This window comes from Macrococcus equipercicus, from assembly GCF_024205945.1.
Taxonomy (GTDB): domain Bacteria; phylum Bacillota; class Bacilli; order Staphylococcales; family Staphylococcaceae; genus Macrococcus; species Macrococcus equipercicus.
Map to the genome: position 1 here is coordinate 1,283,158 of NZ_CP073809.1, position 12,341 is coordinate 1,295,498.

Annotated in this window: 13 protein-coding genes; 3 read left to right on the forward strand and 10 right to left on the reverse strand. The window is 46.8% G+C overall.

Going from position 1 to position 12,341, the window contains the following annotated elements:
- Positions 1-13: 13 nt before the first annotated feature.
- Together ispG and KFV11_RS06645 are read left to right on the forward strand one after the other, a co-directional pair.
- Complete coding sequence (ispG, locus tag KFV11_RS06640) at positions 14-1,141, forward strand: flavodoxin-dependent (E)-4-hydroxy-3-methylbut-2-enyl-diphosphate synthase (RefSeq protein ID WP_246143121.1); 1,128 nt, start codon at positions 14-16, stop codon at positions 1,139-1,141.
- Positions 1,128-1,694, forward strand: a complete 567-nt coding sequence (locus tag KFV11_RS06645) for a 5' nucleotidase, NT5C type (RefSeq protein WP_254249531.1) — start codon at positions 1,128-1,130, stop codon at positions 1,692-1,694. Before ispG ends, KFV11_RS06645 begins: the two co-directional genes overlap by 14 nt.
- A 30-nt stretch (positions 1,695-1,724) precedes the next feature.
- Here KFV11_RS06645 and KFV11_RS06650 read toward each other — a convergent pair whose 3' ends face one another.
- The 5 genes from KFV11_RS06650 to KFV11_RS06670 form a co-directional block, all read right to left on the reverse strand.
- Entirely contained in the window at positions 1,725-2,132 is a 408-nt protein-coding gene (locus KFV11_RS06650; protein WP_149458555.1) for a Fur family transcriptional regulator, read from the reverse strand.
- Entirely contained in the window at positions 2,122-2,967 is an 846-nt protein-coding gene (locus KFV11_RS06655) for a metal ABC transporter permease (RefSeq protein ID WP_149458554.1), read from the reverse strand. Before KFV11_RS06655 ends, KFV11_RS06650 begins: the two co-directional genes overlap by 11 nt.
- Entirely contained in the window at positions 2,964-3,728 is a 765-nt protein-coding gene (locus tag KFV11_RS06660; RefSeq protein ID WP_149458553.1) for a metal ABC transporter ATP-binding protein, read from the reverse strand. Before KFV11_RS06660 ends, KFV11_RS06655 begins: the two co-directional genes overlap by 4 nt.
- Before the next feature lie 82 nt (positions 3,729-3,810).
- Entirely contained in the window at positions 3,811-4,701 is an 891-nt protein-coding gene (locus KFV11_RS06665) for a deoxyribonuclease IV (protein WP_254249532.1), read from the reverse strand.
- Between the two features lie 11 nt (positions 4,702-4,712).
- Entirely contained in the window at positions 4,713-6,041 is a 1,329-nt protein-coding gene (locus tag KFV11_RS06670) for a DEAD/DEAH box helicase (protein ID WP_149458551.1), read from the reverse strand.
- A 125-nt stretch (positions 6,042-6,166) separates the two neighbouring features.
- Here KFV11_RS06670 and KFV11_RS06675 point away from each other — a divergent pair, with 125 nt between their 5' ends.
- Positions 6,167-7,132: a 4-hydroxy-3-methylbut-2-enyl diphosphate reductase gene (locus KFV11_RS06675; RefSeq protein ID WP_254249533.1), complete on the forward strand. Its 966-nt coding sequence runs from the start codon at positions 6,167-6,169 to the stop codon at positions 7,130-7,132.
- Positions 7,133-7,196: 64 nt separating this feature from the next.
- Here the strand turns inward: KFV11_RS06675 and KFV11_RS06680 are convergent, their stop codons facing one another.
- From KFV11_RS06680 to dnaG, 5 genes are all read right to left on the reverse strand, one after another.
- Positions 7,197-8,285 (reverse strand): Nif3-like dinuclear metal center hexameric protein, encoded by a 1,089-nt coding sequence (locus tag KFV11_RS06680; RefSeq protein ID WP_254249534.1) that lies wholly within the window; start codon positions 8,283-8,285, stop codon positions 7,197-7,199.
- Entirely contained in the window at positions 8,282-8,953 is a 672-nt protein-coding gene (locus KFV11_RS06685) for a tRNA (adenine(22)-N(1))-methyltransferase (protein ID WP_149458548.1), read from the reverse strand. Before KFV11_RS06685 ends, KFV11_RS06680 begins: the two co-directional genes overlap by 4 nt.
- 54 nt (positions 8,954-9,007) lie before the next feature.
- Entirely contained in the window at positions 9,008-9,361 is a 354-nt protein-coding gene (locus tag KFV11_RS06690) for a c-type cytochrome (protein WP_254249535.1), read from the reverse strand.
- Positions 9,362-9,454: 93 nt separating this feature from the next.
- Complete coding sequence (gene rpoD, locus KFV11_RS06695; protein WP_149458546.1) at positions 9,455-10,561, reverse strand: RNA polymerase sigma factor RpoD; 1,107 nt, start codon at positions 10,559-10,561, stop codon at positions 9,455-9,457.
- An 18-nt stretch (positions 10,562-10,579) separates the two neighbouring features.
- Positions 10,580-12,337 (reverse strand): DNA primase, encoded by a 1,758-nt coding sequence (dnaG, locus tag KFV11_RS06700; protein WP_149458545.1) that lies wholly within the window; start codon positions 12,335-12,337, stop codon positions 10,580-10,582.
- Positions 12,338-12,341 lie beyond the last annotated feature (4 nt).

The following is a 12,341-nucleotide window of genomic DNA, read 5'->3' on the forward strand; positions in this document are numbered from 1 at the left end:
TTTCATGCCAGAAATTACCCATAGAAGTAACACCCGTCCAGTAAAAGTCGGAAATCTGACTATTGGAGGAAATAACGAACTGATCATCCAAAGTATGACGACGACAAAGACGCATGACGTCGAAGCGACCGTCGCTGAGATTCTTCGCCTTGAAGAAGCCGGCTGTCAAGTCGTCCGTGTGGCATGTCCGAAAGAAGAAGATGCACTTGCTATTCCGGAAATCAAAAAACGCATCAATATTCCGCTGGTCGTTGATATCCATTTCGACTACAAACTTGCACTGCTTGCCATTGAAGGCGGCGCTGACAAAATCCGTATCAATCCAGGCAACATCGGCCGCCGCGAAAAAGTCGAGGAAGTCGTGAAAGCATGCAAGGCAAAAGGCATTCCTATCCGTATTGGTGTCAATGCCGGTTCACTTGAAAAACACATCATCAAGAAATACGGTTATCCGACAGCTGACGGTATGGTCGAAAGTGCGCTTCATCATATCAAAATTCTGGAAGACCTTGATTTCCATGATATTATCGTCTCCATGAAAGCAAGTGACGTCAATCTTGCTATTGAAGCCTATACGAAGGCGGCGCAGGCTTTTGACTATCCACTTCATCTTGGTATCACTGAAAGCGGTACATTGTTTGCCGGTACAGTTAAATCAGCAGCCGGCCTTGGCGCCATCATGAGTCTCGGTATCGGTAATACGCTTCGTATTTCGTTATCAGCTGACCCGGTCGAAGAAGTAAAAGTCGCACGTGAACTGCTGAAAACATTCGGTCTATCAAGTAATGCTGCGACGTTAATCTCCTGCCCGACATGCGGCCGTATCGAAATTGATTTGATCTCTATCGCCAATGAGGTCGAAGAATATATCTCAACGATTAAAGCACCCCTTAAAGTGGCAGTGCTCGGCTGTGCCGTGAATGGTCCGGGTGAAGCCCGGGAAGCGGATATCGGTATCGCCGGTGCCCGTGGTGAAGGTCTGTTATTTATGAAAGGCAAGACAGTCAGAAAAGTTCCTGAGGAAACGATGGTAGAAGAACTGAAAATTGAGATCGATAAGCTCGCTGAAGAATATTTCCGTAAACAGGAAGCGCTGAAATTAGAAGCAGCGGCTCAAGAGGCTGCAAGTGGCTCGTTATAGATTAGGCATTGATATCGATGGGACAGTAACGTGTCCTACTGCACTCGTTCCGTATCTGCAGCAGTCCTTTGATCAAAATCTACGTTATGAAGATATCACGGCCTACGATCTCGGCATTGTCCTCGGTAAATCTGCAGAAGAAATGTATGACTGGTTCATGGCGCACCAGGAAGAGATTTACATCAACTCACCGATTGCAGAAGGCGCAGCGCCCGTGCTCAGAAGCTGGGCCGAATGTCATGACCTGTTCTTTATCAGTGCCCGTTATGACTATCTTGATGATATTACTGAGCAGTGGTTCATCTCGCATGATATTCCTTATCACCATATCGAGCTGACTGGCAGTCACGACAAGATTGCCGCTGCGAGACGACTGGAAGTTGATGCGTTTCTGGAAGATAAGCTTGACAATGCCATAAATATCAACAAGGCACTTAACATTCCTGTCATCCTTTTTGACACGCCTTATAATCAGGCTGAACTGCCGGACGGTGTCTACCGTGTGACATCATGGCAGCAGGTTGATGCCATACTTAAAGCGCAGTTAGCATAAATAAAGACCTGGAGGTTTTCCTCCAGGTCTTTATTTACATTTCTCGCATAATCCGTACAGTTCAATTTTGTGGGAGCGGATTTCAACGTCCGGTATCTCTTCTTGAAATACCGCCATCGGGCAATGCTCGATGACTTTTGTGTCGCCGCATGACTCACAGATAAAATGATGGTGATGATGATTCGTGCATGCCAGTCTGAACTTCTTCTCACCTGCCCATTCCGTTGTCTCCACAATATGCAGCTCGTTGAATGTATGCAGATTGCGGTACACCGTATCGAATGAAATGCCGGGATATTTATCATTCATTGCCAGCTGAATCTGTTTGGCACTCAAATACTTGTCTTCGTCCTTCAGTATAGTAACCATGTCTCTTCGTTTATCCGTATATTTATAGCCTTTATCTTTTAATACTTGGATGGCTTCATCAATCTTCATTGACAAGACCTCCTTCCCTTCTTTTCTGGTAGATGATACTGCCGAGCAGAATCACAATCAGCAGCAGCACAATAATACCGCCCGGTGATATGTTCATATAGAACGCAAGTATCAGCCCGGCAATGACAGCTGCCTCGCCGAATATCACACTCCAGAGCATCAGCGCCTTGTACCCTCTTGCAAAGCGCATGGCGCTCGCTACAGGCAGTGTGATCAGACTGCTGACCAGCAGAATACCGACGACTCGCATCGATGCCGAGATGACAAGCGCTACGACCAGCATGAACAGAATATGCAGCAGTCTCGGCACACCGATAATCTGCGCATACTCCTCGTCAAACGACAGCACAAACAGCTCTTTGTAAAACAAAACGACAAAGCACACGACGATTAAGAAAATCGCTGCAATGGTCAGCAGATCACTGAAAGTGACGGCGCTGATGCTGCCGAACAAGTAGCCGAATAAATCCTGATTAAAGCCGTCAGCAAGTGAAATGAAGACAACACTCAGTCCGATCCCGAGTGACATGATGATCGGTATCGCAAGTTCCTCGTAATGCTTGTATACCGTTCTCAGCCGCTCGATCAAGAGCGCACCGATTATCGAGAAAGCAATGCCTGACCAGACCGGGCTGATGACGATGGCAGGCACGAGTTTCGTCAGCAGCATGCCGAATGATATGCCGCCGAGCGTGACATGACTGAGTGCATCGGCGATCAGCGACAGCCGTCTGACCACAATAAAGGTGCCGATTAAGGGCGCCAGTATACCGATCAGCATACCGCATATAACACTGTATCTCATAAAGTCAAACTGAATCAATGCATCGATCATTGGCAGCACTCCCTTTGATGGTTATGGTCCACAAACTGAACCGGATGACCATAAATTTTTGAGATCTCAACCTGGTCCAGTGATTTGAACTGCTGGATGGTCCCATGGAAATGCAGATGCTGATTCAGACAGACGACGCTCGTCGCCGTGTCTGCCACGATACCGATGTCGTGTGTGACAAGCAGTATCGTGATGCCCTCATTTTTCAGCTGAGTGAGCAGCTGATAAAATTCTGCGACATGCTTCGCATCAATGCCGACGGTCGGTTCATCAAGAATCAGAATCGACGGATTTGAGATCAGCGCTCTTGCGATGAAGACGCGCTGCTGCTGGCCGCCGGACAGCTGTGAAATATTTTTGTGCTGTAAATGGATGATATGCAGGCGCTCCATTAACCGGATCACACGTTCACGGTCCTGTGCCGTGAAACGCTGGAACAGTTTCTTCTCCTGAGTAAGGCCGCTTGTGATCACTTCTCTCACGGTCGCCGGAAATCCTGTGTTGCCGGCATTCGCTTTCTGTGAGACATAGCCGATTTTGTCGGACAGCTGGTTGGTGAGCCGCTGTCCATTCACTAAAATAGTTCCTGTCTGCAGCTGAAGGATACCAAGAATCAGTTTCAGCAGCGTAGATTTGCCTGAACCATTCGGTCCGACGATCGCCGTGAAGCTTCCGGGATAAATCTTAATATTGATATCTTTCAGCGCCACTTTGTCAGGATAACGATAATTGACATTTTTAATTTCAAATATAGGTTCCATCGTCCACCTCTTTAAACTTTTAACTCATCTATCATAATGTAAATCGTAATGAAAACGCAAGGATGACAACTCATCCCTGCGTTTATTGGTTCATTATTTTAGTCTGAAGGTCCGGATCGAACCGGCCACCTTTAATCATTTCGATTTCAAACTTGTAAGGGGCTTTCTTGTCTTTCTTGTCCATGCCGACATAAGGTGTCTCCAAAATCTTTGGAATCTCTTTAAAGGCTTCATGATGGACGATATAATGCAGCGCATCAAAACCGATTTCACCGAAACCGAAATTTTCATGTCTATCTTTTCTTGCACCCTGCACATTTTTGCTGTCGTTGACATGCAGCACTTTAATTCTGTCGACACCGACCACTTTATCAAACTCATTCAGCACACCATCAAAATCATTGATCAGATCATAACCCGCATCATGCACATGGCATGTATCAAAGCAGACCGACAGACGGTCATTGTTTTTGACACCGCTGATGATCTCGGCTAATTCTTCAAACGTCTTGCCGCATTCCGACCCTTTACCGGCCATCGTTTCAAGTGCAACTCTGACGCTGTTGTCGTTACTCAGCACTTCATTCAGACCTTCGATGATCTTTTTAATGCCTGCCTCTTCGCCTGCCCCGACGTGTGCACCCGGATGCAGCACGATGTCACGCGCTCCAAGTGCTTCGGTTCTGATAATCTCTTTCTGCAGAAACTCAACACCCAGTTCAAACACTTCCGGTTTGACAGTATTGGCGATATTGATGATATAAGGCGCATGGACGACTATATTGGATAAGTTGTTAGCCTTCATATGAGCGAATCCCGCCTCAATATTCAGCTCCTCTATCGGTTTACGTCTTGTATTCTGCGGTGCGCCTGTATAGATCATGAATGTTGAAGAGCCGTAGGACGCTGCTTCTTCTGATGCAGCAAGCAGCATCTTCTTTCCACTCATCGATACATGTGAACCTATCAGCATTGCCTTCACTCCTATTTCTTTCTTGCTTCTCTGTTCGTCCGTTTCGCGTGGGCTTTTTTCTCATTGCGCTTCAGTTGGTCAAGCTCATATCTGAACTTACGCTTATAGCCCGGCTTCACTTTTTTCTTTGATTTCACTTTATGTTTTAACGACTGCTCGATGTTGTCTTCCTGCTTTTTACGGCCGGCACGCTGCGTGCGGTCCTTGATTTCCTTGATTTCTCCAGCTTTCACGTCAGCGTGGATAAAAGTAAAGCCCTTCGCTGTGATCTGATTGATCAAATCTTCTTCATCAGGCGTGTAGAGCGTGATCGCCGTCCCTTGATAGCTGCCGCGGCCTGTACGGCCGACGCGGTGTGTGAAGAAGTCTACATCTTTAGAGATCTCATAGTTGATGACGTGGCTGACACCTTCGATATCAATTCCGCGTGACGCCAGGTCGCTCGCTACAACATACTGGAAGTCGAGCTGCTTGATGCGTTTCATCTGCTGTGTCCGTTCACGAGGTGCAAGCCCGCCGTGAATGATACCGGCCTTGACGCCTTTGTCCGCCAGAAAACCGAGCACTTCATCTGCATGCTCGCGGCTGTTGGCGAAGATGATGCATAAATATGGGTTGATCGTCTGCATCACTTCAAATAGTTTTTCTTTTCTGTCATTGCTCTTCGTCGGAATCAGATAGAATTCGATGTTTTTGTTCGTGCGTTCTGCCGGATCGATCTGAACGAATTCAGGCTGTGCCAAATATTTGTTCAGGAAAGGATGCAGGGCTTTCGGAATGGTTGCCGAGAAGACAGCCAGCTGCGCATCTTCGCCGAGGCGTGAGGCAATCGTATCGACGGCAGGCATGAAGCCGAGGTCAATCATTAAATCGGCTTCGTCAATGACGATGGATTTAGCCAGATGCAGCTTCAGTGCATTTTCAGCCGCCATATCATTGATACGGTTCGGCGTGCCGACGATGAGCTGCGGTTCCACCTTGGATTTTAATATATCTTTCTGCTTGTCAGTGCCGCCGATGTAAAGACCTACTTTGATGTTCTTTTTAAATGATACTAAATGCGCAGCTGCCTCATACAGCTGCTTGGCCAGTTCTCTTGTCGGCGCAAGAATAATGATCTGTGGTTCGTGCAGTGCCGGGTCAATCTTATCAATCAGCGGCAGTAGGAAAGAATGTGATTTCCCTGTGCCCGTCTGCGATTGTCCAATCAGGTTAATACCTCTTGTTAGTTTAGGAATTACTCGTCTCTGGACTTCAGTCGGCTGATTAAAATTCAAATCTTTCACCGCTGCAATCATTTCAGATGAAAGTTCGAAATTTTCAAATGGATGTTTAGCCATTGTTGTCCTCCTTTATTTGTTCATCTCATGTATTATATAGGAAACCGGGCCATAAAGAAAGCGGCTTAATTAATAGAGGGAACTATGTTAAATTTGATATACTGATAAAGACAGGAGGCTATAACATGGAAATCGTAAAAATTACACCCCGCGGCTATTGTTACGGTGTCGTCGATGCGATGGTCATCGCACGCAATGCATCACTCGACCAGACGCTGCCGCGTCCCATATATATACTCGGTATGATCGTCCATAACAAGCATGTGACCGACGCTTTTGAGAGCGATGGCATCATCACGCTTGACGGCCCTAACCGGCTGGACATACTGGAACAGATTGATGAAGGGACCGTGATCTTCACAGCGCACGGTGTTTCTCCTGAAGTGAAGCGCCGTGCCAAGGAGAAAGGGCTGGTCTGCATTGATGCGACCTGTCCGGATGTCGAGAACACACATACGCTTATCCGTCAGAAAAAAGCAGAAGGCTACCACGTCATCTATATCGGCAAGAAAGGCCATCCGGAACCTGAAGGTGCGGTCGGCGTTGCCCCTGAGATCGTCCATTTAGTGGAGAATCAGAATGATATCGATGCGCTGCCTGCTGCACTCGCAGACGGCAGGCTGATCGTCACCAACCAGACGACGATGTCACAGTGGGACGTCCTCCATCTCATGGAATCGCTTGAACAAAAATTCCCGCACATTGAAGTTCATAAAGAGATCTGCCTGGCGACACAAGTGAGACAGGAAGCAGTTGCTGAGCAGGCGGGTCAGGCTGATGTCCTGATTGTCGTCGGCGATCCAAAGAGCAACAACTCCAACCGCCTTGCTCAGGTCTCGAAAGAAATTGCGCATACAGAGGCCTACCGCATTTCTGACATCAGTGAGCTGAAGCTGGAATGGCTTACCGGTAAATCAACGGTTGCGATAACAGCCGGCGCCTCTACACCGACCCCGATTGTCAAGGAAGTGATTGACTACGTGAAGTCATTCGACCCTGCCGATCCGCTGCCTGTCCCTGAGCGCTCTGCAGTCCCGGTTGATAAAATACTGCCGAAAATCAAAAATCCAAAGCCAGTGGATGTGCTATAACAATTCCGTCCAATATAAAGACACCGAACGAGATTTTCTTGTCCGGTGTCTATTTATTATGCGGTCAATAAGCTTTAAATGGATTCGTATCCACAGTTGAACTGATGACAGGTACATCAAGGTCAAAGCTCTCCAGCAATGATTTCAGTCCCTCTTTCACCACACTCTCCGCATAGTGCTGAATATCAACAGCCGGCAGGCCATTCATCAATAAGTCATGCGCCTCGTGGTACTTGATATCACCTGTCAAAAAGACATCCACACCTGACTGTCTGACAGCCGGGACATAATCCATGCCCGCGCCGCCGATAATACCGACTGTGCGGATTTCCTGATCAGGGCTGCCGATCAGACGGACAGTGTCCACCTTAAGCTTCGACTTCACCTCTTTCAACCAGTTCCCGATCTGAACCGGCTGCTCCAGCTCTGCTTTAATGCCCGTGCCAAACATATCTTTCACTAGAAACTCATATATGTCGTAAGCCGGCTCCTCATAAGGATGGCTGGCTATTAAAGCTGCCTCCACCTGACGTCTTAAACGCGGCTCAAAGACGCATTCAAGCTTAATCTCATCGACAATTTCCAGCTTTCCGACTTCTCCCGTATAAGGATGAGCACTGGCGTCCGGCTTGAACTGACCTGTGCCTTCCAGCTGGAAGAAGCAGTCGCTGTAATCACCGATCTGTCCGGCGCCTGCTTCACTCAATGCTGCTTTAACCTGCATCACATGGGATTCAGGTACAAACAGCTGTAATTTAGCCATAGCACTCAGCTGAGGCACAAGAATGTCCTGATTTATAAGATCAAGCTTATCAGCGATCATCGCGCTGACGCCTTGCGGATGGGCATCCAGATTCGTATGCAGTGCAATCAGATTGATACTATTTTTGATCAGCTGCTGAATCACAGCACCATAACCTTGATTCGTAATGTTTTTAATGCCGCTGAAGATGAGCGGATGATGGCAGATAATGGTGTTACACTGTTGCTGTACGGCTTCTTCCACCACTTCAAGCGTGCAGTCGAGCGTCGTCATAATAGTCGTGATTGCCGACTCTTTATCGCCGATCAGCAGTCCGACATTATCCCACGACTCTGCCTTACTAAGCGGGATTTCCCGGTCAATCAGCTGCATCAGTTCATTGATTTTCATCCGATCACCTCTTTAAACATGATAAGCTGCTGCTCGATTTCCTTGAGCCGCTCTGTCTGTTCTGGATTGTCTTTAATACTTTCCTTTACACGCTGCAGGTGGTTGTATTCCCGCGTCCATTTTTCAAGGAACAGCGGAGAACGCTCTGCCATCAACAGTGGGCCGAATTTGAGCTCTGCCGCTGTCAGTGTCATCGGCTGCTGCTTGTCGGCTACGACAATCTCATATATATGACGCTTCTCTTTGATGATCTCTTCAGCCGTGATCGTATAACCGAGCTTGATTAATGCTGCTCTGACACTTGCTGTATGGATATTGCTCTGTAGAATCAGTCGTGGTGCACTGTTCAGCTTGTTCATGCCGCTTAACAGGATGTCAGCAATCAGCGGACCACCCATGCCGCAGATGGTGATTGAATCTACTTCACCGTCTGCAATCACTTCAAGTCCTGATCCTTTTCTCACAGCAATCTTATGCGTCAGTCCGTGTGCTCTGACATTGTTGACTGCAGCCTGAAACGGGCCGTCGACCACTTCTCCGGCTACAGCACTTGTGACTTTGCCGTCCGCTACTAATGCAATCGGCAGATAAGCATGGTCTGATCCGATATCTGCCATCGTCGTGCCTGTTACATAGGCCGCTACTTGTTCTAAACGTTTACTCAGCATAATGGTTTCCTTTCAAAAAAAAATCCTTTGCCTCAGCAAAAGATTTTTCATTTATTATTTCGCGCCGTCTTTTAAGTATTTCACAAGTGTATCCAAATCTTTATCAGCGATTACAGATTCATCATGTGCAGGCATCGGGCCTTTACCGTTACGGATAATTTTTTTCATCTCATCTGCAGGTTTTTTGTTTCCTGTAAGTTTAGGTCCCATTGCACCTTCAAGGTTTTGACCATGACATGAAGTACAGTTGTCTTTAGCAAACGACGCAGCATCAAATTTCTGCGCTGTTTTAGTACCTTCGTCTTTATTCTCTGCTGCTTTGTTCGCACCGTGAGCTGACAAGAAGAACACCAGGCCTACACCCATAAGCAGGATAAGAATAAATGGAATGACTGGATTGCGATTCATTAAATATACCTCCCTTTAAATTCACCATATACATTTCTATTTTATATTAAATACTAGCAATGTCAAAGTGTTTTCAAGATTTTAATCAATAAATTAATCCATGAAATCCTTCAGACGTTTGCTTCTGGATGGGTGTCTTAATTTACGGAGGGCTTTCGCTTCAATCTGGCGGATACGCTCACGTGTCACACCAAAGACCTTTCCTACTTCTTCCAGCGTCCGTGTACGACCATCGTCTAAACCGAAACGAAGTCGCAGGACGTTCTCCTCACGGTCTGTCAATGTATCGAGGACATCTTCCAGCTGCTCTTTCAGCAGTTCATAAGCAGCGTGATCTGCCGGACTCTGGGCATCCTGGTCTTCGATGAAGTCCCCTAAATGACTGTCATCTTCTTCCCCGATCGGCGTTTCAAGTGATACCGGCTCCTGGGCAATCTTAAGAATTTCCCGCACTTTCTCTGCCGGCAGGTCCATTTCCTCACCGATTTCCTCCGGGCTCGGATCACGGCCTAGATCCTGCAGCAGCTGGCGCTGTACGCGGATCAACTTGTTGATGGTCTCCACCATGTGGACAGGAATACGAATCGTCCGCGCCTGGTCAGCGATCGCACGTGTGATCGCCTGACGGATCCACCACGTTGCATAAGTGGAGAATTTAAACCCTTTGTTGAAGTCAAACTTCTCAACCGCTTTGATCAGGCCCATATTCCCTTCCTGAATCAAGTCGAGAAACAGCATGCCGCGGCCGACGTAGCGTTTTGCGATGCTGACAACTAGACGTAAGTTCGCTTCAGCAAGCCGCGCTTTTGCCACTTCATCACCCTGCTCTATCCGCTTCGCAAGTTCAATTTCTTCAGCAGCGCTGAGCAAGTTGACACGGCCGATTTCTTTTAAATACATCCGCACAGGGTCGTTGATTTTAACGCCGGGAGGTGCTGACAAATCATTCAGATTGATTTTGTCATCAGTATCTTGTGCATCTTTTTCATTGATCAATGTAATATCATTTTCAGCGATCGCTTCGAAAAATTCATCCATCTGGTCTGCATCCATCTCAAAATTCTGCAGACGGTCCGCAATTTCCTCATGGCTTAACTGACCATTCTTTTTTCCTGTTTCAATCAACTGTGCTTTGACCTGATCGACGGTCAACAGTCCTTCGTTGTTATTTGCTGTGATGCTCTCTTTCTTTTTAGCCACTAAGCATTACCTCCTGAGTTACTTCAGTTTTTTCTGTCTGTTATAGTCAATGATCGCCTTCATCAACCGGTCTCGCTCAGCTTCATTACTTTCTGCAATCGCTTCAGACAGCGACTGCTTCAAGTGACTCAGACTGCGCAGTTCCTCCTGTTCATGACGGATGACATAAATATAGTCCTCTATCTCCTCGACTGACGGGTCCTGGTTGATGATGATTTCATCAATTGAAATAATATCGCTTTGACAATGGGCCGGAACGAACGATAAAAACTGACTGACGTTAAAATAGTCGCTGCTTTCATAATACCCTGTTAAAGCAATAAATATCTCCTGATGTTCCTGCTTTTTGAAATGTTCAGCTGTAATATAACCTGTCATTTTGTTGAACAAATATTTATCCTTAAAAAAATGTTTAAGCACCAACCGTTCCGCTCTTTCAGGCTTGGAATACGTAACGATTCTTGGGCCTGGAGTGAACTGTGGCGCTGACTGAGGAATATATTTACTGACTTCAAAATTGAGACTGTCAAAATCTACTTTAAACAATTCACTAGCCTCGTGCAATACTTTTTTCCTCAGAGCCGGTGATTTAATACGTGCGATGTCATTCGTCACTTCTTTCAGCCGCTGATCAAAGACAAGGTCGTTGGAAGCCACCTGCTTTGACATTTCCTTCAGCTTGTAACTGACGAAAGACAGCTTATTGTGCATGACATAACTTAAAAAGGCCTCTTTGCCCATGTCATTGATCATTTCATCCGGGTCCCGGTCTTTCTTCACTGGTACGACAAAGGTGCTGATCCCTTCGTTCAGTAAATTCTCGCCGACGCTCATCGTCGCCTTCTGTCCCGCCGTATCTCCGTCAAACATCAATGTGACATTGCCGGCAAGCTTCTTCAGCTGCAGCACATGCTCTTTACTGAGCGCTGTCCCCATCGTCGCAATCGTATTGGTCAGACCCGCTTCCGTCACTTTGATGACGTCCATAAAACCTTCCAGCAGAATGACTTCATCCTGCTGTCTGATTGCTTTGCGCGCGACATCCAGATGATAAAGGAGCTGTCGTTTCTGGAAGACCGGGGTTTCCGGGCTGTTTAAATATTTCGGTTCCTCATTCTTATACGTTCTCCCGGAAAAACCGACCGTATGTCCCTGGGCATTGTTGATCGGAAACATGATCCGGTCACGGAAGCGGTCATAGTAGCTGAAATTTTCTTCATTTCTCGATAACAGTCCGGCCTCGTAGGCAAGCGCCTTGTCAAACCCGCGTTTCTCCAGAAAGTCATGCGCAAAATGACTGATATTCGGGCTGTAGCCGATCTTCTCGCGGTTGATGATTTCATCTGTAAAGCCCCGGTCATATAAATACTGCAGCGCAGGCTCTGCCTCCTCAATCGCTTTCAGCACGTAATGATAATAATCGCGCAGCAGTTCATGCATTTCAATCATCTTCATATTATCATTGGCATAGACGACCGGTTCACGCTGTGCTATTTGGACGCCGACATTTTCACCGAGTCTTCTGACAGCTTCCACAAATGAGATATTTTCAATCTGCTCCATAAACTGAAAGACATTCCCGCCTTTTTTGCAGCCGAAGCAATGACAGATTTGCTTATCGACTGATACTGAAAAGGATGGCGTCTTTTCATCATGAAAGGGACATAAACCGATATAGTTACGTCCCCTTTTTTCTAGCTTCACATATTGGCTGACTACGTCAAGAATGTCATTCTTTTCACGTATTTCGTTAATAAGGTCTTGATCTAACTGCAAACTA

Bases quoted from the DNA above. Each gene is read 5' to 3' on its own strand.
- KFV11_RS06650 (WP_149458555.1), bottom strand. From the start codon at position 2,132: ATGAAGATTGATGAAGCCATCCAAGTATTAAAAGATAAAGGCTATAAA.
- KFV11_RS06655 (WP_149458554.1), bottom strand. From the start codon at position 2,967: ATGATCGATGCATTGATTCAGTTTGACTTTATGAGATACAGTGTTATA.
- KFV11_RS06660 (WP_149458553.1), bottom strand. From the start codon at position 3,728: ATGGAACCTATATTTGAAATTAAAAATGTCAATTATCGTTATCCTGAC.
- KFV11_RS06665 (WP_254249532.1), bottom strand. From the start codon at position 4,701: ATGCTGATAGGTTCACATGTATCGATGAGTGGAAAGAAGATGCTGCTT.
- KFV11_RS06670 (WP_149458551.1), bottom strand. From the start codon at position 6,041: ATGGCTAAACATCCATTTGAAAATTTCGAACTTTCATCTGAAATGATT.
- KFV11_RS06675 (WP_254249533.1), top strand. From the start codon at position 6,167: ATGGAAATCGTAAAAATTACACCCCGCGGCTATTGTTACGGTGTCGTC.
- KFV11_RS06680 (WP_254249534.1), bottom strand. From the start codon at position 8,285: ATGAAAATCAATGAACTGATGCAGCTGATTGACCGGGAAATCCCGCTT.
- KFV11_RS06685 (WP_149458548.1), bottom strand. From the start codon at position 8,953: ATGCTGAGTAAACGTTTAGAACAAGTAGCGGCCTATGTAACAGGCACG.
- KFV11_RS06690 (WP_254249535.1), bottom strand. From the start codon at position 9,361: ATGAATCGCAATCCAGTCATTCCATTTATTCTTATCCTGCTTATGGGT.